Source organism: Caenimonas terrae, assembly GCF_042655405.1.
In the GTDB taxonomy this organism is placed as follows: domain Bacteria; phylum Pseudomonadota; class Gammaproteobacteria; order Burkholderiales; family Burkholderiaceae_C; genus Ramlibacter; species Ramlibacter terrae_A.
In genome coordinates this window covers 625267-643943 of the sequence record NZ_JBHSMF010000009.1, presented here as the reverse complement: position 1 = coordinate 643943, position 18677 = coordinate 625267, and the positions used below count along the sequence as shown (strand labels likewise).

The window sequence follows — 18677 nt, the reverse complement described above, 5'->3', positions numbered from 1 at the left end:
GAGAACACGCATGTTCCAACGTCAACTGAAGTGGCTGCTCGGGGCCGCGGTGCTCGCCACCAACGCCATCACCCTGCACGCCCAGATGGCGCAGGACCCGCTGCTCTCCCGCACCGCAGCGGTCGAGCCCAACATCGTCTTCATCTTCGACGACTCGGGCTCGATGGTATCCACCGCCATCTACCAGTACGGCGGCGGTGCGGGCTACCAGGGCAATCGCGGCCCGAACGATGATGCCGAATGCATCGGGGGCAGCGGTTGCGTCTGGACCGGCACGCCCCCCTCTCCTTACGGCCGCTCTCCGGACGTGAACCTGATTTATTACGATCCCAGGGTCACCTACAAGATCCGGGTCAATGCGGACGGCACGCCCATGGCGGCCGGTTCGACCACCGGCATCTCCAGCTGGAATGTCTACTTCTACAAGCCGCCGGCCAAGCAGCTCTACAGTGTCACCGGCATCACGCTCGACCCCGTCCTGCGCGGAAGAGGCTACCCGGCCACCCCGCCGGCGCTGCCCCTGTCGTTCTTCACCCGAGGCAGCGTCAACCCCGCCGCGACCGGACAGGCCACGACGGCGTCCACGTATGAAGTCACCGACATCAGCGTCAACCCCGGAAATTGGTCGACCACCAACAACGACGGCCAGGCCGTCACCATCGGCCTGCCCAGCGGTTCCCCGAACGTGGCCGCCGCCGGAACGATCAACACCTATTCGTTGGGCACCGCGGGCATCACGTCCATCACGAACAACACCAAAAAGTTCACGGTCCCCGACGGAACGGCGTGCTCCGTGACTTTCTCCAACGCCGGCGCCGGAACCTTGGCGACGGCAACCGCCGTGCTGCCCACGGGCAACAGCGGCGCCAGAGCCATCCAGACTTTCACGGTGACGAATCCGGGTTCCGGCTACAGCTCGAGCACGATCGCCAACGTCACGTGCGGGGGCACCACGCAGACCTACGCGGTGACGACGTCCGGCAGCTCTGCGACCTACAGCATCCTCAATGTCACCGTGACCGTCAGGGGCCTGGGCTTCGACGTCGCCAGCCCGCCCAGCGTGACCTTCCCCGCTGCGACCGGCGGGGGCATCTCGGCCACCGGCGCGGTGACCCTCGGCCAGACCAACTACGTCAACTCCGTCACCCTGCTCACCGGCGGCTCCTACTCGGCTTGCCCGACGGACGCCTCGGTGACCGGCGGCTCGGGCGCAGTCGTCAAGGTCACCTGTTCCGCCACCGGCAGCCCGGTGGTGATCAACAAGAAGTGGGACGGGCTGAGCAATCCCAACGGCCTGGCGGCCGGCAAGGGGCCGGTTTCGGCGGGCGACTACTTCTCCACCGGCACGCCTGCCGGCTACCTGCCCGACGCAGGCAGCCCGCTGGCGCCTGGCGCCACGTTGATTCCCTATCCGAACACCACCAGCTCGAGCTACACCTATCCCAAGTTCCGCAACCGCACCGACTGCGCAGGCAACGTGTGCACCTGGGCCGAGGAAGTCCAGAACTACGCGAACTGGAAGACCTACCACAGAACCCGCCTGGACCTGGCGAAGACCGGCATCGGCCTGGCGTTCCAGCCGCTGAACCCGACCTTCCGCCTCGGCTGGGGCACGATCAACAACCTCGCTGACAGCACGCCTCAGCTGGACAAGGGTGTGCGACTGTTCACTCCCACCGTACAGAGCGACTTCCTGACCTGGCTGTATGGCCTCTCGGCACCCGGCTCCACCCCCAGCCGGATCGCGCTGGACAACGTCGGCAAGTACTACCAGCGCGCCGACTCCGGCGGCCCGTGGGCAGCCTCGCCGACGGGCAGTGGCTCGATCTCCGTGTCGGGGACCGAAGCAGGCCATGCAACCTGCCGCCGTTCCTACTCCATGCTGATGACCGACGGCTACTACAACGATTCGTTCAGCGTGGGTGGCACCGGCGATTACGACAGCAGCCCCGGGCCGACGATCACCCAGCCCAGGGCCTACGCCTACGCCCCGATCGGCCCGTACAGCGATGCCAAGAGCAGCACGACCAAGTACCTGAACACGATGGCCGACGTCGCCATGAAGTACTGGGTGACCGACCTGCGGCCGGACCTGGCGAATAACGTGAAACCGGTCACCGGGGATGAGGCCTACTGGCAGCACATGGGCTTCTACGCCATCGGCCTGGGCCTGATCGGAACGCTCGATGCGACCGACCCCGCCGTGCTCCAGGCCCTGACCGGCTATGCGTCGCGCACGCTGGACTGGCCGGTGCCGGCCATCAACGATCCGAAGGCGATCGACGACATGTGGCACGCAACGGTCAACTCCCGCGGCAAGATGCTCAATGCCAAGACCGCGGATGAACTGAACGGCTCCATCCAGCAGATGATGTCGGACATCGGCGGCAAGGAAGGCACCCAGTCGGGCGTGGCGGTGTCCACCATCAGCCTGACCAAGGACACCCGCAAGTACACGCCGATGTACACGCCGATCACCTGGACCGGCAACGTGATCGCCTACAACCTGGACCAGGCCACGGCCAACCAGAGCACGATCGCGTGGCAGGTCGAAACCCTGGTCTCCACCGACCCGATCACCGGCATCAAGACCTACGCGTCGACCATGCCGCCGGCGGCAGCCCGCAATATCCTCGTCGGCAACGGCGCAACCAGCGGCACGCGCGCCGTCCCGTTCGACTCCAGCATGCCCAGCGGGCTGATCACGGCCATGGGAACGGGCGCCAATGCCAGCCTGATCAACTACCTGCGGGGCGACAAGACCAACGAGGACAACAGCACCACTTCGTCCTCGCCGACGGCCATCTACCGCGGCCGGCAGACCGTGCTGGGGGACATCGTCAACTCGACGCCGGTGTTCGTGAAGGACTCGCTGAACATGCAGTACGACCTGCTGCCCTCGACCGTCACGGGACAGAGCACCTACCAGGCGTTCGTGGCCGCCAAGAAGGCGCGTGCCGAAGGCGTGCTGTTCGTGGGTGCCAACGACGGCATGCTGCATGCCTTCCGCGACGGCACCTATGGCGCCAACGACGTCCCGATCATTCCGGGAGGCGTCGAGGTCTTCGCCTATGTGCCCAATGCCCTGCTGCCGACCCTGAGCAAGCTGGCGGACAAGGCCTACGTGCACCAGTATTACGTCGACGGCCCGAACTCCGAGACCGACGCCTACCTGGCGTCCAAGAGCCGCTGGGCCAACATCGTCCTGGGCTCGACCGGCGCCGGCGCCGGCGCGCCGTCCACGGCCGGCGTCAGCCCCCGGTCTGCCGTCTTCGCGATCGACGCGACCAGCCTGAACACCTCCGTCACCGGGATGAACGCTTCCAGCGTGTTGTGGGAGGCAAGCTCGAACAATTCCTCCTTCGCCGAACTGGGCTACGTGCTCACGGACATCCAGGCCGGCGTCACGGTCGGCGGCCAGTGGGTCGCCGTGTTCGGCAACGGCTACGAGAGCAAGTCCTGCCAGGCCCGCCTGTTCGTGGTGGACCTGGACACGGGGGCGCTCATCAAGGAAATCAACACCGGTGCCGGCGCCTGCTCGACCGGCAACAGGAATGGCCTGGGCGGGGTGCGCCTGGTGCGCAATGCCAACCAGCAGGTGGTGGGCGCCTATGCCGGCGACCTGCTGGGCAACATGTGGAAGTTCAACCTCAACGCCGCCAGCTCCAGCGGCTGGGGCGTGGACCTGAGCGGCCAGCCCCTGATGAAGAGCGGGCCGAGCAAGCCGATCACCGCGGCGCCCAGCGTGCTGACCCTGCCGATCGTCGGCACGACCGACCCGAAGCCCGGCTACATGGTCATCTTCGGGACCGGCAAGTTCTACGAGGTGCCGGACATCACGACCACGGCGACGCAATCGCTGTACGGCATCTGGGACAAGCTGACCTTCGGGACGGGCACCATCCCGACCGGCTCCGCACTGATCGATACCTCGCTCCTGGTGCAGCAGTCGATCGGCGCGGCGCAAACCTCGACCAGCGGCAACACCTACTTTGCGGTGACGTCCAACCCGATCGACTACACGGGAGCCTCGCCCAAGCGCGGCTGGTTCATCGACATGCCCAATACCGGCCAGCGCCTGGTTTATCCGCTGGACATCCTGGCCGACCGGTTCGCGGTCGCCGACACGATCTCCCCGGCCAACGTGTCGGTGGATCCATGCTCCAACACGAGCGGGGGCGTCGGTTTCCTCTACATCATCGATGCGCTCAACGGCGGCGGGCCGAGCAAGCCGGTGCTGGACACCAACGGCGACGGCAACGTCGATTCCAGCGACCTGGTAGTCAGCGGCCTGCAGGGCTCGGCGGACGGACGGAACGTCTCGATCATCGTGTCCAAGAACGACCTGGCGGTGACCTATGCCAACGTCGGCGGTGGGGCGCCCGGTGCCACGATCATCAAGATCGACTGTTCGCTGACCAACACTTGCGGCACCACTTCTCCGGGTGTCCGCCACCAGTGGCGCCAGCTGTTCCTGCGCTAGGCCGATGGCCGCTTATCATCAGGTGCCACTCATGAACCAACACGCATCACCCACGCTCCCGCGCCAGGTCCGCGGATTCACCCTGATCGAACTCATGATCACGGTGGCAGTCATCGGGATCCTGGCGGCCATCGCGGTGCCTTCGTACACCAGCCACATCGCGCGCGGCAAGCGGGCCGACGCGCGGGGACAGCTGCTGCAGGCGGCGCAATTCATGCAGCGCTTCTATTCGGCCAACGACGCGTTCAACCAGGCCCGCTCCGGCCAGACGGTGACGGACGCGATGCCGGCCAACCTGCAACGGTCGCCGGCCGACGGCGCCAACATCATCTACAGCCTGACGATCGCGTCCAGCGCGACCGACTACACGCTGACGATGGCTCCGACCAGCGGCGGCGGGATGGCAGCGGACCCCTGCGGCTCCTACACCCTCACATCCACCGGGGTGCGGGGCGTGTCGGGCGCGACCAAATCGCGCGACGACTGCTGGAAGTAGGCGCGGGCGCCCGATCCCGGCCGGGCGCGGCCCGCCCGGTCCCCCCGGTCCATCGTTCACAATCGCGCGATGAACCCGCTTCCGCCTCCCATGCAGCAGGCTCTGGCCTGTGCCCGGGAAGCGCTGGTCCTTTCCAATCCGAATCCCCGCGTCGGCTGCGTCATCACCGACGGCGCCGGGCGCGTCCTGGGGCAGGGCCACACCCAGCGTGCCGGCGGTCCCCATGCCGAAATCATGGCGTTGAGCGACGCCGCCGCCCTGGGCCATAGCGTCCATGGAGCGACCGCCTGGGTGACGCTCGAACCGTGCTCGCACCAGGGCCGCACCGGTCCCTGCTGCGATGCACTCGCGGCGGCCGGCATCGCCAGGGTCGTTGCCTCGCTGGCGGACCCCAACCCGCTGGTGGCCGGCCAGGGCTTCCAGCGCCTGCGCGCGGCCGGCGTGGCGGTGGAGATCGGGGCCGGCGCCGCCGAGTCGCGCGAACTCAACATCGGCTTCTTCAGCCGCATGGTCCGCAAGACGCCGTGGGTACGGCTGAAGATCGCCGCCTCGCTGGACGGCAAGACCGCGCTGGAGAACGGCGCCAGCCAGTGGATCACGGCGGCGCCGGCCCGGGCCGACGGCCACGCCTGGCGGGCGCGCGCCGACGCCATCCTGACGGGCATCGGCACGGTGCTGGAGGACGATCCCCAGCTCGACGTGCGGCTGGTGCCCACGCCCAGGCAGCCGCACCTGGTGCTGGTCGACAGCCGGCTGGAAACGCCGCTGGAGGCAAAGCTGTTCGCCCCGGCGCGCCAGCTGCTGATCTACTTCGCCGTCGCCGACGCGGCGCGGCAGGCGGCGCTCCAGGCCAGGGGCGCGACGCTGGTCCACCTGCCGGGACCGGGCGGCAAGGTGGACCTCGCCGCCATGCTGCGCGACCTCGCGCAGCGCGAAGTCAACGAGCTGCACGTCGAAGCCGGCCACAAGCTCAATGGCTCGCTGGTGCGCGAAGGCCTGGCCGACGAATTCCTGGTGTACCTGGCGCCGAAGCTGCTGGGCCAGGGCCGCGACATGGCGGCGTTCGGCCCGATCGGCGAGCTCGCGCAAGCCGTTGCACTGGAGTTCCACGGCACCGACATGGTCGGCGGCGACCTGCGCATCCTGGCCCGCGTTTCGGGCCGCGACGCCTTCTAGGCCGAGCCTCCCGGGCCCCGCTTTCGGGGTCCCCCGCCAATCCCTGCGAAAATGGCGCAATGTTCACCGGAATCATCACCGGCGTGGGGCGCATCGCCGCCGTCCACGACCTGGGTCGCTCTTTGCAGCACGGCAAGCGCCTGACCATCGAGGCGCCCGCCGGCTACCTCGACGACGTCGGCCTGGGCGACAGCATTGCCATCAACGGCGCCTGCATGACGGTCACCACCGTCGATGCGGGCCGGCGCCAGTTCACCATCGAGATCTCGGCCGAGTCCCTGGACAAGACGGCCGGCCTGGCCGAGCCCGGAGCGGTCAACCTGGAGAAGGCGCTGCGCGCCAGCGACCGCCTGGGCGGCCACATCGTGGCCGGGCACGTGGACGGCATCGGTACGGTCAGCTTCTTTGCGCCGGTCGGCGAGAGCTGGGAACTGCGGGTGCTGGCGCCGAAGGCCCTGGGCAAATACCTGGCCTACAAGGGCTCGATCACAATCAACGGCGTCAGCCTGACGGTCAATTCGATCGCCGACCTGGCCGACGGCACGCAGGCCAGCATCAACCTCATCGCGCACACCGTGCAGAACACCGCGCTCGGCAGCCTGGCGGCCGGCAGCCGCGTCAACCTGGAGATCGACCTGATCGCACGCTATGTCGAGCGCATGCTCACCGCTGATCCGCAACTGCAGAAAGCCAGCCCATGAGCGCCCCGCAGACCGTGAAGATCTCGCCGGTCGCCGAGATCCTGGCCGACATGCAGGCCGGCCGGATCGTGATCCTGGTGGACGAAGAGGACCGCGAAAACGAAGGCGACCTGGTGCTGGCGGCGGACCATGTGAGCGCCGAGGCGATCAACTTCATGGCCCGCTTCGGCCGCGGCCTGATCTGCCTGACGCTGACCCGCGAGCGCTGCGAGCGGCTGCGCCTGCCGCCGATGGTGGCGCGCAACGGCACCAAGATGGGCACCGCCTTCACCGTGTCGATCGAGGCGGCCGAGGGCGTGACCACCGGCATTTCGGCGGCCGACCGCGCCCGCACCGTGCAGGCGGCGGTGGCCAAGGACGCCAGCGCCGACGACCTGGTGCAGCCCGGCCACATCTTCCCGCTGCAGGCGGTGGACGGCGGCGTGCTGATGCGCGCGGGCCACACCGAAGCCGGCTGCGACCTGGCCGGCATGGCCGGCCTGACGCCCGCCGCGGTGATCTGCGAAATCATGAAGGACGACGGCACCATGGCGCGCCTGCCGGACCTGCAGCTGTTCGCCGCCGAACACGGGCTCAAGATCGGCACCATCGCCGACCTGATCGAATACCGCAGCCGCAACGAATCGCTGGTCCAGCAGATCGGCCAGCGTGCGCTGCAGACCGCGTTCGGCGAATTCACCGCCCACGCCTTCCGCGACAAGCCCAGCCAGGGCGTGCACCTGGCGCTGGTGAAAGGCCGCTGGAACGCCGACGCCGTGGTCCCCGTGCGCGTGCACGAGCCGCTGTCGGTGCTGGATGCGCTGGAAGTCGGCCGGCCGATGCACTCCTGGAGCCTGGACCGCAGCCTGGCGCACATCGCCCGCGAAGGCCGGGGCGTGGCCGTGCTGCTCAATTGCGGCGAGACCGGCGAGCAGCTGCTGGAGCAGTTCGAAGGCACGGCCAAGCCGTCGCAGGCGCCCGAGCGCGGCAAGATGGACCTGCGCACCTACGGCATCGGCGCCCAGATCCTGCGCGAATGCGGCGTCCAGCGCATGTCCCTGATGGGGCCGCCGCGCCGGATGCCGAGCATGGCCGGCTACGGCCTGGAAGTGGTCGGCCACCTCAATCCCGATGCCGGCGAGGAATAAGAACGATGCTTGGCGCTGACAAAGGCAAGGCCGCCCGCCAGGGCGGCAAGGGACTGCGGATCGGCATCGTGCAGGCCCGGTTCAACCAAAGCGTCACCGATGCGCTGGCCCGTGCCTGCAAGGGCGAGCTGCTGGCGCTCGGCGTCGAGCAGGCGGACATCGAGCACGTGCTGGTGCCCGGGGCGCTGGAGATCCCGATCGCACTGCAGGCGCTGGCCGACCGGGGCCGCTGCGACGCGCTGGTGGCGCTGGGCTGCGTGATCCGCGGCGAAACCTATCACTTCGAACTGGTGGCCAACGAATCGGCGGCGGGCGTCAGCCGGGTGTCGCTCGATTACCGGCTGCCGGTTGCCAACGTCATCCTGACCACCGAAACCATGGAACAGGCGATCGCCCGCCAGACCGACAAGGGCGTCGATGCCGCCCGCGTCGTGCTCGAAATGGCCAACCTGCTGGACCACCTCAAATGACCGAAGAAAAGAAGCCGGCCCGCGGCCAGACCTCCACGGGCGCGCGCAAGGCCTCGGCCAAGTCCAGCCGCAGCCGCTCGCGCGAATTCGCGCTGCAGGCGCTCTACCAGCACCTGGTGGGGCACAACGAGGCAGCGGCGATCGACACCTTCACGCGCGACCTGGCGGGCTTCCACAAGGCCGACTCGGTCCACTACGACGCGCTGCTGCACGGTTGCATCCGCGAGGCGGAGCAGCTCGACGCGCTGATCCTGCCGCTGCTGGACCGGAAGATGGCGGAGATCTCGCCGGTGGAACACGCCGTCATGTGGATCGGCGCCTACGAGTTCCAGCACGCGCCCGACGTGCCGTGGCGCGTGGTGCTCAACGAATGCATCGAGCTGGCCAAGGAATTCGGCGGCACCGACGGCCACAAGTACGTCAACGCGGTGCTCAACGGCCTGGCGCCGCAACTGCGCGGCGCCGAAGTCGAGGCCGACCGCACACGGATGAAGGGCAGCGCGTGAGGATTTCGAGCCGTGCCCGGCGCATCGAACCCTTCTACGTGATGGAGGTGGCCAAGGCCGCTTCGCAGTACGCGCGCGAGTTCGCGCACAGCCAGCGGCCGATGATCTTCCTGAACATCGGCGAGCCCGATTTCACCGCGCCGCCGCTGGTGCAGGAAGCGGCGGCCCGGGCCATCCGCGACGGCGCCACGCAATACACGCAGGCCACCGGCCTGGACAGCCTGCGCGAGCGGATCAGCCAGTGGTATGCGCAGCGCTTCCGGGTGGACGTGCCGGCGCGGCGGATCGTCGTCACCGCCGGCGCGTCGGCCGCGCTGCAGCTGGCCTGCCTGGCGCTGATCGACGCCGGCGACGAGATCCTGATGCCGGACCCCAGTTATCCGTGCAACCGGCACTTCGTCAGCGCCGCCGAAGGCCGCGCGGTGCTGGTTCCGACCAGCGCGCAGGAGCGCTTCCAGCTCAGTGCCGCGAAGGTGCGGCAGGCCTGGGGCGAACGCACCCGCGGCGTGCTGCTGGCCTCGCCGTCCAACCCCACCGGCACCTCGATCCATCCCGACGAACTGCGCCTGATCCACGAGTTCGTGCGCAGCAAGGACGGCATCACGCTGCTCGACGAGATCTACCTGGGGCTGAGCTACGACGAGACCTACGGCCACACCGGCCTGGCGATCGACGAACACGTCATCAGCATCAACAGCTTCTCCAAGTACTTCAACATGACCGGCTGGCGGCTCGGCTGGATGGTGGTGCCCGAGGCGCTGGTGCCGGTGATCGAGCGGCTGGCGCAGAACCTGTTCATCTGCCCCAGCACGGTGGCGCAGCACGCCGCCCTGGCCTGCTTCGAGCCCGAGAGCATCGCCGAATACGAACGGCGGCGCAGCGAGTTCCAGGCCCGGCGCGACTTCTTCATTCCGGCCCTCGACGCGATGGGCCTCACCGTCCCGGTCAAGCCGGACGGCGCCTTCTACGCCTGGGCCGATTGCACGCAGCTGTGCCGCACGCTGGGCGTCGCCGGCAGCTGGGAGCTGGCCTTCGAGCTGATGAAGACGGCCCACGTGGCGGTGACGCCCGGGCGCGATTTCGGCAGCGCGGACACCGGCAACTTCATCCGCTTCTCCACCGCCAGCGCGATGGAGCAGCTGCAGGAAGCGGCGGCACGGTTGATGGCGTTGGCCGCATGAACATCCCCGTTCGGGCTGAGCCCGTCGAAGCCCTTCGACGGCCTTCAGTCCTGAGCCTGTCGAAGGCTCAGGGCGAACGGGTCTTTCGGCACCCGGTGCGCATCTACTGGGAGGACACCGACGCCGGCGGCATCGTGTTCTACGCCAACTACCTGAAGTTCTTCGAACGTGCCCGCACCGAGTGGCTGCGCTCGCTCGGCCTGAACCAGGGCGAACTGCGCGAAACCACCGGCGGCCTGTTCGTGGTGAGCGAGACTTCGCTGCGCTACCTGCAGCCCGCCAGGCTGGACGATGAACTTCTGGTTACCGCCCGCCTCGAAGCCGGGGGACGGGCATCTCTCATAATCGCGCAGCAGGCCAGCATGAAGCGCGACGGCGCCCTGCTCTGCGAGGGCACGATCCGCATCGGATGGGTCGATGCGCAGCGCCTGCGTCCCGCCAGAATCCCGCCCATCATCCTGAAAGCCCTGGAACAATGAACCAAGACCTGTCGATTCTCCAACTCGTGCTGGGCGCCAGCTGGGTGGTGCAGGCGGTCATGCTGCTGCTGGTGGCGGTGTCGGTGGCCAGCTGGGCGGCGATCTTCCGCAAGCTGTTCGCGCTCGGGCGCATCAAGTCGCTGAACGACAACTTCGAGAAGGAATTCTGGTCCGGCACCAGCCTGAACGACCTGTTCGCCGCGGCGGCGCAGAACGCGCGCGTGGCCGGGCCGATGGAGCGGATCTTCGCCAGCGGCATGCGGGAATACCAGAAGCTGCGCGAGCGCCGCATCCAGGATGCCGGCACCCTGCTCGATGGCGCCCGCCGTGCGATGCGGGCCAGCTACCAGCGCGAGCTCGACACGGTGGAGACCAACCTGTCGTTCCTGGCGTCGGTCGGATCGGTCTCGCCCTACGTCGGCCTGTTCGGCACCGTGTGGGGCATCATGCACGCCTTCACCGGCCTGGCCGCGCTGCAGACCGTGACGCTGGCGACTGTCGCGCCCGGCATCGCCGAAGCGCTGGTGGCCACCGCCATCGGCCTGTTCGCCGCGATCCCCGCGGTGGTGGCGTACAACCGCTTCGCCCGCGACATCGACCGCGTCGCGATCAAGCTGGAGACCTTCATCGAGGAGTTCTCCAACATCCTGCAACGCAACCTGGGTGCGCAGTCGCACCCGGCGTCGGCCACGCCGTCCGGGCACTAGCAATGGCAGCCCCCACCTTTGCGCTTGCACCGCTGCACTGCCTCCCGAGCGGGCCCAGGTCCCCTCGGGGCGGCCATTCGGAGACCTGAATGCCCGCCGTCGTTTCCCGCGGCCGTGGCCGCCGCACCATCAACGAGATCAACATGGTCCCGTTCATCGACGTGATGCTGGTGCTGCTGATCATCTTCATGGTCACAGCGCCGCTGATCGCCCCCAGCGTGGTGAACCTGCCCAGCGTCGGCAAGGGCAGCGTGCCGCCCAAGCAGGTGCTCGAGATCGTGATCCGCAAGGACGAATCGCTGGAACTGCGCCAGGATGGCAAGGGCTCCTCCATCGCGCTGGCCCAGGTCGCGGACGCAGCGAAGAAGGCCCAGGCCGGCGTTGCCGAGGGCCAGTCGGCGGTGGTCATCAGCGCCGACCGCAGCGTCAAGTACGAGGTGGTCGTCAAGGTCATGGACACGCTGCAGCGCGCCGGCGTCAAGCGGGTCGGCCTGTCGGTGCAGGTGGCGAAGTAACTTGCAGGACATGCCCGCCGCCGTCGACCGCCTGCAGTTCGCGCCGCCCCCGCCGCCGGGCATGCTGCGGGCGCTGGCCCTGGCCGTCGTCGTCCACCTGTTGCTGATGCTGGCGCTGGGCTGGGGCGTGCGCTGGAAGCGCGACCCGGTAGCGCTCACGGCCGAGGCAGAGCTGTGGTCCGCATTGCCGCAGGAGGCCGCGCCCAAGCTGGTGGAGCCGCCCCCGCCTCCACCGCAACCCGAGCCGCAGCCGCAGCCGCAGCCCAAGCCCCAGCCCCCTCCGCCGCCGGTGCAGAAGGTGGAGGCACCCCAGCCCGACCCGGCCGTGCGCGAGGCCGAGATCGCGCTGGAGCGCGAGCAGGAAAAGAAGGCGCAGGAAAAGAAGGCCGCGGAAAAGCGCAAGCAGCTCGCGCTGGAGCGCGAACGCGAAGCCGAGGACCAGGCGGCCAGGAAGAAGGCCGCCGAAGACAAAAAGCTCGAGGCCAGGCGCGAGTTGGAGGAGCGCCGCAAGCAGGCGCTGGCCAAGGCCCAGGCCGCCGACGACAGGAAGAAGCTGGAAGCGGCGAAGCGCGAGAAGGCCGAGAAGGCCCTCGAAGCCCAGCGGCAGGCCAACATCGAGCGGATGCGCGGAATGGCCGGGGCCACCGGGCCGGCGGCGGCAACCGGGAGCGCGTTGCGCTCGTCCGGCCCGTCCTCCAGCTACGCCGGCCGCGTGGCCGCGCGGGTCAAGCCCAACATCGTGTTCACCGAAGAGATCAGCGGCAATCCGCGGGCCGAGGTCGAGGTGCGCACGGCGCCGGACGGCACCATCGTCGGCCAGCGCATCCTCAAGTCCAGCGGCGTCAGGGCCTGGGACGAGGCCGTGCTCAAGGCCGTCATCAAGACCGAAATCCTGCCGCGCGACCTCGACGGCCGCGTGCCCTCCCCGCTCATCATCGACTTCCGGCCCAAGGACTGATCCTCGTCGATTTGACTGGCGCGCGTTCGTCGTGAAAATGCGCAGGCATCACGACAAGGAGCGCTCATGCAGAAACTCGACACCTTCCTCTGGTTCGACGGCCAGGCCGAGCAGGCCGTGGCCTTTTATCTGTCGGTCTTTCCCAAGGCCAAGGCCGGCAGGGTCCTGCGCTGGGGCGACGTCGGCCCGCCCGGCAAGAAGGGCTCGGTGCTGACCGCCGACTTCGAGATCGACGGCCAGCGCTTCACGGCGCTGAACGGGGGACCGGAATACAAGTTCACGCCGGCGGTGTCGTTCATGATCCCCTGCGAAACGCAGCAGGAAGTGGACACCTACTGGGACAAGCTGCTGGCCGACGGCGGCAAGCCCATGGCATGCGGCTGGCTCACCGACAAGTTCGGCGTCTCCTGGCAGGTGACGCCGGTGGGCCTGCAGGAGATGCTGACGGACAAGGACCAGGCCCGGGCCAACCGCGTCATGGAGGCGATGATGAAGATGATCAAGCTCGACCTGCCGACCCTGCAGAAGGCCTACGACGCGTCGTAGACCACCTGGGCCTGGCCCTGGTCGGCCTGGGCCGTCCAGCTCGCCAGGGCGGCGTCGCTGGGGAAGAACTTGGCCTCCTCGCCCAGCTGGACCTCGGCCACCGCGTCGGCCCGCTGCAGCGCCAGCCGCACGTTCAGGCCGCGCACCAGTTCGCCCTGCTCGGAATACTCGCGCCGCGGCGGGAAGTCCTTCACCAGCCGCTGGATGTCGGGCGCATGGCCGTTCACCTGCACCCGCAGGAACTTGCCGAAGCGGCAGCGTGCGGTGGCCAGGTCCCAGACCTGGTTGATGGTCAGCTGCAGCCCGCCGGAGAAGCGGTCCGGCTGGATCTTGCCCATCACGATCACCAGTTCATCTTCCTTGAGCAGGTTGCGGTTGGCGTTGACCAGCGCCTCGTCGGCGCGGGCGTCGATGCTGCCCGACTTGTCGTCCAGCTTGAACAGCGCCAGCTTGCCGCGCTGCCCGTTGATGACGCGGAAATCGCTGACGATGCCGGCCAGCAGCTGCGGCTCGCGGCTGTCGATCAGGTCGTCGATCTGGCGGCGGGCGAAGCGGCGCACTTCCAGCGCCACCTCGTCGAACAGGTGGCCCGACAGGTAGAAGCCGACCGCCGTCTTCTCGTAGGTCAGCCGTTCCTTCACGCCCCAGGGCGTCGCCTGCACCAGCTCCGGCTCCTGGGTGCTGGCGGCGTGCGAATCGCCCATGTCGAACAGCCCGCCCTGGTTGGCGTTGGCCTCGGTGGCATTGGCGAAATCGAAGGCGCGGTCGATCGACGCAACCAGCGAAGCGCGATTGAGCTGCAGCGAATCGAAGGCGCCGGCCTTGATCAGCGCCTCCACCGTGCGCTTGTTGATCCGCGTGCGGTCCACCCGCACGCAGAAGTCGTACAGGCTGGTGAAGGCGCCGCCTTCCTGCCGCGCCTTGACGATCGCCTCGATCGCCTGCTGGCCGGTGCCCTTGACCGCGCCCAGGCCGTAGCGGATCACCTTGTCGGAGATCGGCTCGAAGCGGTAGTTGCCGCGGTTGACGTCCGGCGGCTCGAAGCTGAGGCCGAAGTTCTTCTGCGCGTCCTGGAACAACACCTTGAGCTTGTCGGTGTCGTCCATTTCCACGGTCATGTTGGCGCAGAAGAACTCCGCCGTGTAATGCACCTTCAGCCAGCCCGTGTGGTATGCCAGCAGCGAATAGGCGGCGGCGTGCGACTTGTTGAAGCCGTAGCCGGCGAACTTCTCCATCAGGTCGAAGATCTCGTCGGCCTTGACCTCGTTGATGTTGTTCTTGGCCGCGCCGGCGCGGAAGATCTGCCGGTGCTCGGCCATCTCCTCGGCCTTCTTCTTGCCCATCGCCCGGCGCAGCAGGTCGGCGCCGCCGAGCGAGTAGCCGCCCAGGATCTGCGCGGTCTGCATCACCTGCTCCTGGTAGACCATGATCCCGTAGGTCTCGGAGAGCATGTCCTTGACCAGCGGGTGCGGATACTCCACCTCCTCGCGCCCGTGCTTGCGGGCGACGAAGCTGGGGATCAGGTCCATCGGGCCGGGACGGTACAGCGCGTTGAGCGCGATCAGGTCCTCCAGCCGCGTCGGCCGGGCGTCGCGCAGCATGCCCTGCATGCCGCGGCTTTCGAACTGGAACACCGCCTCGGTCTTGCCGTCGGAGAACAGCTTGTAGGTGGCCGCGTCGTCCAGCGCGATGTCCTCGAAGCGGAAGCCCTCCTGGCCCTGGTGGCGGCCGGCGATCAGCTCGCGGGCGATCTCCAGGATGGTCAGCGTGGCCAGGCCCAGGAAGTCGAACTTCACCAGGCCGGCCGCCTCCACGTCGTCCTTGTCGTACTGGCTCACCGCGGATTCGCTGCCCGGCTGCTGGTACAGCGGCGTGAAGTCGGTGAGCTTGCCCGGCGCGATCAGCACGCCGCCGGCATGCATGCCGACGTTGCGGGTCATGCCTTCGAGCTTCTGCGCCAGCGCCAGCAGCGTCTTGACGTCCTCTTCCCGCTCCAGCCGCTCGGCCAGGATCGGCTCCTGCTTGATGGCGTCGGCGATGGTGATGTGCACGCCGGGCTTGTTGGGGATCAGCTTGCTGATGCCGTCGCAGAAGGTGTAGCTCATGTCCAGCACCCGGCCGACGTCGCGGATGGCCGCGCGCGCCGCCATCGTGCCGAAGGTGGCGATCTGGCTCACGGCTTCCTTGCCGTACTTGTCCTTGACGTAGTCGATCACCAGGTTGCGGTTGGTCTGGCAGAAGTCGATGTCGAAGTCGGGCATCGACACCCGCTCCGGGTTCAGGAAGCGCTCGAACAGCAGGTTGTACTGCAGCGGATCCAGGTCGGTGATCTTGAGCGAATACGCCACCAGCGAGCCGGCGCCCGAGCCCCGGCCCGGTCCCACCGGACAGCCGTTGTTCTTGGCCCAGTTGATGAAGTCGCCCACGATCAGGAAGTAGCCGGGGAACCCCATCTTCAGGATGGTGTTGATCTCGAATTCCAGCCGCTCGACATAGCGCGGCATTTCCTGCTCGCGCCTGGCCGGATCGGGATACAGGTGCAGCATCCGGTCCTTCAGGCCCTCGTGCGAGGCCAGGCGGAAATACTCCTCGATCGGCAGGCCGTCCGGCGTCGGAAAGGCCGGCAGCCGCGGCTTGCCCAGTTCCAGCACCAGGTTGCAGCGGCGCGCGATCTCCAGCGTGTTGGCGATCGCCGTCGGCACGTCGGCGAACAGCTGTTCCATCTGGGCCGCGGTCTTGAAGTACTGCTCGCGGGTGAAGCGCCGCACCCGGCGCTGGTTGCCCAGGATTTCGCCCTCGGCGATGCACACGCGGGCCTCGTGCGCCTCGTAATCGTCTTGCTTGGTGAACTGCACCGGGTGGGTCGCGACCACCGGCAAGCCCATGCGCGCGGCCAGCTGCACCGCCGCCGCCACGTGCGCCTCGTCGTCGGGCCGGCCGGCGCGCTGCAGCTCGACGTAGAAGCGGTGCGGAAAGATCGAGGCCAGCTCCAGCGCGACGTCGCCGGCGCGCTGCTCGTCGCCCTGCACCAGCGCCTGCCCCACCGGGCCGGCCTGCGCGCCGGAGAGCGCGATCAGACCTTCGCCCAGTTCGCGCAGCCACTCGGCGCGGCACACCGCCTGCGCCTTCACCGCGTTGCGGGTCCAGGCCCGCGACAGCAGCTCGCACAGGTTGAGGTAACCCTGGCGGTGCTGCACCAGCAGCACCATGCGCGAGAGCTGCGTGCCGTCCTTGCCCAGGCCCTGCACCATCACCTCGGCGCCCAGCAGCGGCTTGATGCCGGCCGAGCGCGCTTCCTTGTAGAACTTGATGCCGCCGAACAGGTTGTTCAGGTCGGTGATCGCCAGCGCCGGCTGGCCGTCGGCGGCCGCGGCCTTGACGGTTTCATCGATGCGGTTGGTGCCGTCGACGACGGAAAATTCGGTGTGCAGGCGCAGGTGGACAAACATGGGTGCATTGTAGGAAACCGGCGGCGCTTGACACTTTCCAGGAACCCGGGGCCTATAGTGCTGCTGCCATGGACATCGCCTCCATCACCCATGCCCTGACGCGCGACGCGGTCTGGGTGGTTTTCTTCAACGTGCTGCTGCAGCAGCTCGGCTTGCCGATTCCGGCGGTGCCGACGCTGCTGGTGGCGGGCAGCCTGGCCGGCTGGTCGCCGGGGGCAGCGCTGCTGCTGTCGGCGGCCGTGCTGGCCTCGGTGGCCGCCGACTGGCTCTGGTACCTGGCTGGCCGCGCCTTCGGCTACCGCGTGCTGTCGGCGCTGTGCCGGCTGTCGATCAACCCGGGCTCGTGCGTCACGCAGACCGAGGCGCGCTTCCTGCGCTGGGGCGTGTGGTCGCTGGTCGTGGCCAAGTTCGTGCCTGGGTTTTCGACGGTGGCGCCGCCGATCGCCGGCTCGCTGCGCATGCCGCTGGCCAGCTTCCTGGCCGCAGCCGCCATCGGGGCTGCCCTCTGGGCCGGCGCCGCGCTGCTGGCCGGCTGGCTGCTGCGCGACCAGTTGCAGGCCGCCCTGGTGCTGATGGGGGGCAACGAGGCGCTGGTCCTGGCCCTGCTGGCACTGGCACTGCTGTTGTGGGTGGCGGCAAAGCTGTGGCAGAAGCATCGCTTCGAACGGGCCGCGTCCATTCCCCACATCGGCGCGGCCGAATTGCTGCAGGCGATGCGCTCGCCCCGGCCGCCGCTGCTGCTGGACTTGCGCGGCGCCGCCATGGCGGCGGAGACCGGCCCGGTGGCGGGTGCCACGCCGGCGGACCTGGAGCATTTGCAGGATGCGGTGCGCCACTGGCCGCGCGACCAGCCGATCGTCACCTTCTGCGCCTGTCCGCGCGACGCGACGGCGATCCGTGCCGCAGTGGAGCTGGTTCGCGCCGGCTACTCCGGCGCGCGCCCGCTTGCCGGCGGCTACGACGCCTGGATGCAGCAGCTCAGGACAGCGGCTGCGCCGGCGTGAAGCGCGTGGCCGGCAGCGGAATGCGCTCGTCGTCGCCGGGTACCTGCCCCATCCGTTGCGCCTCCCAGTCCTGCGACGCCTGGATGATCTTCTCCGGGCTGCTGGAGACGAAGTTCCACCACATGTGGCGCGGGCCATCGAGCGCGTCGCCGCCGATGACGGCGACGCGGCAGGCTTGCGCGGCGGCCAGGCGCACCGACATGCCGGGAGCGAGCACGGCCATCGACCCTTCGCCGATCGCGCGGCCGTCCACGCTGAGGTCGCCCAGCACCGGATAGAGCGCCATCTCCGGCACCAGCGCGGGCAGCTCCAGCGTGCCGCCGGCCGGCAGCATCAGGTCCAGGTAAAGCGTGCGCGACAGCGTCGCCACCGGCGAGCGCTCGCCGAAGGCTTCGCCCACCAGCACGCGGATCTCGGCGTCGCCCAGGCTGATCTCGGGAATGGCGCTGGCCGGCGTGTGGCTGAAGCTGGGATCGCCGTCTTCCTGCGCGCGCGGCAGCGCCACCCACAGCTGCAGGCCGTGGTTGACGTAGTGCTTGTCGCGCAGGTCGGCCGGGCGCCGCTCCGAATGGACGATGCCGCGGCCGGCGCTCATCCAGTTGATCGCGCCGGGCTCGATGCGCTGCTCGCTGCCCAGGCTGTCGCGGTGCATCATCGCGCCGTCGTACAGGTAGGTGACGGTGGCCAGCCCGATGTGGGGATGGGGACGCACGTCGTGGTTGACGCCCGGCACTTCGGCCACCGGGCCGAAATGGTCGAAGAAGACAAACGGCCCGACGCTGCGCTGGCGCGCGCCCGGCAGCAGCCGGCGCACGACGAAGCCGCCGCCAAGGTCCTTGGTGTGGCCGGTCAGTTCGGTCTCGATCCCCATCTTGCCTC

At 68.5% G+C, this 18677-nt stretch carries 16 protein-coding genes; 14 read left to right on the top strand and 2 right to left on the bottom strand.

Translation table 11 applies throughout. The annotated features are described in order from the left end of the window. The first annotated feature begins 10 nt into the window (after positions 1 to 10). From ACFPOE_RS16940 to ACFPOE_RS16880, 13 genes are all read left to right on the top strand, one after another. Positions 11 to 4483, top strand: a complete 4473-nt coding sequence (locus tag ACFPOE_RS16940; protein WP_376851424.1) for a PilC/PilY family type IV pilus protein — start codon at positions 11 to 13, stop codon at positions 4481 to 4483. 31 nt (positions 4484 to 4514) lie between these two features. Continuing rightward, positions 4515 to 4979 (top strand): type IV pilin protein, encoded by a 465-nt coding sequence (locus ACFPOE_RS16935; RefSeq protein ID WP_376851423.1) that lies wholly within the window; start codon positions 4515 to 4517, stop codon positions 4977 to 4979. Between the two features lie 69 nt (positions 4980 to 5048). Continuing rightward, a complete protein-coding gene (ribD, locus tag ACFPOE_RS16930) occupies positions 5049 to 6155 on the top strand; it encodes a bifunctional diaminohydroxyphosphoribosylaminopyrimidine deaminase/5-amino-6-(5-phosphoribosylamino)uracil reductase RibD (RefSeq protein ID WP_376851421.1) in 1107 nt (368 codons plus the stop codon). Between the two features lie 59 nt (positions 6156 to 6214). Beyond that, complete coding sequence (locus ACFPOE_RS16925; protein ID WP_376851419.1) at positions 6215 to 6856, top strand: riboflavin synthase; 642 nt, start codon at positions 6215 to 6217, stop codon at positions 6854 to 6856. Then, a complete protein-coding gene (gene ribBA / locus ACFPOE_RS16920) occupies positions 6853 to 7983 on the top strand; it encodes a bifunctional 3,4-dihydroxy-2-butanone-4-phosphate synthase/GTP cyclohydrolase II (RefSeq protein ID WP_376851417.1) in 1131 nt (376 codons plus the stop codon). Before ACFPOE_RS16925 ends, ribBA begins: the two co-directional genes overlap by 4 nt. Positions 7984 to 7988: 5 nt before the next feature. Next, entirely contained in the window at positions 7989 to 8453 is a 465-nt protein-coding gene (gene ribH, locus ACFPOE_RS16915; RefSeq protein ID WP_376851415.1) for a 6,7-dimethyl-8-ribityllumazine synthase, read from the top strand. Continuing rightward, the gene (gene nusB / locus ACFPOE_RS16910; RefSeq protein ID WP_376851413.1) at positions 8450 to 8959 is read left to right on the top strand and encodes a transcription antitermination factor NusB; all 510 of its coding nucleotides are present in this window, start codon (positions 8450 to 8452) and stop codon (positions 8957 to 8959) included. Before ribH ends, nusB begins: the two co-directional genes overlap by 4 nt. Next, the gene (locus ACFPOE_RS16905; protein WP_376851412.1) at positions 8956 to 10140 is read left to right on the top strand and encodes a pyridoxal phosphate-dependent aminotransferase; all 1185 of its coding nucleotides are present in this window, start codon (positions 8956 to 8958) and stop codon (positions 10138 to 10140) included. The genes nusB and ACFPOE_RS16905 overlap by 4 nt, the downstream gene beginning before the upstream one ends. Further along, positions 10137 to 10619, top strand: a complete 483-nt coding sequence (ybgC, locus tag ACFPOE_RS16900) for a tol-pal system-associated acyl-CoA thioesterase (protein ID WP_376851410.1) — start codon at positions 10137 to 10139, stop codon at positions 10617 to 10619. The genes ACFPOE_RS16905 and ybgC overlap by 4 nt, the downstream gene beginning before the upstream one ends. Next, positions 10616 to 11326, top strand: coding sequence for a protein TolQ (gene tolQ, locus ACFPOE_RS16895; RefSeq protein ID WP_376851409.1), 711 nt, complete (start codon positions 10616 to 10618; stop codon positions 11324 to 11326). The genes ybgC and tolQ overlap by 4 nt, the downstream gene beginning before the upstream one ends. Before the next feature lie 89 nt (positions 11327 to 11415). Further along, positions 11416 to 11841: an ExbD/TolR family protein gene (locus ACFPOE_RS16890; RefSeq protein ID WP_376851407.1), complete on the top strand. Its 426-nt coding sequence runs from the start codon at positions 11416 to 11418 to the stop codon at positions 11839 to 11841. A gap of 10 nt (positions 11842 to 11851) precedes the next feature. Beyond that, positions 11852 to 12799, top strand: a complete 948-nt coding sequence (gene tolA, locus ACFPOE_RS16885; RefSeq protein WP_376851405.1) for a cell envelope integrity protein TolA — start codon at positions 11852 to 11854, stop codon at positions 12797 to 12799. A gap of 66 nt (positions 12800 to 12865) precedes the next feature. Next, a complete protein-coding gene (locus tag ACFPOE_RS16880) occupies positions 12866 to 13345 on the top strand; it encodes a VOC family protein (RefSeq protein ID WP_376851404.1) in 480 nt (159 codons plus the stop codon). Here ACFPOE_RS16880 and dnaE read toward each other — a convergent pair. Then, on the bottom strand, positions 13330 to 16794 hold the full coding sequence (gene dnaE / locus ACFPOE_RS16875; protein ID WP_376851403.1) for a DNA polymerase III subunit alpha: 3465 nt from the start codon (positions 16792 to 16794) through the stop codon (positions 13330 to 13332). The genes ACFPOE_RS16880 and dnaE overlap by 16 nt on opposite strands. Before the next feature lie 68 nt (positions 16795 to 16862). Between dnaE and ACFPOE_RS16870 the strand changes: the two genes are divergently transcribed. Continuing rightward, on the top strand, positions 16863 to 17798 hold the full coding sequence (locus ACFPOE_RS16870) for a VTT domain-containing protein (RefSeq protein WP_376851401.1): 936 nt from the start codon (positions 16863 to 16865) through the stop codon (positions 17796 to 17798). Here the strand turns inward: ACFPOE_RS16870 and ACFPOE_RS16865 are convergent. Next, entirely contained in the window at positions 17773 to 18669 is an 897-nt protein-coding gene (locus ACFPOE_RS16865) for a pirin family protein (protein WP_376851399.1), read from the bottom strand. The genes ACFPOE_RS16870 and ACFPOE_RS16865 overlap by 26 nt on opposite strands. Between the last annotated feature and the right edge of the window lie 8 nt (positions 18670 to 18677).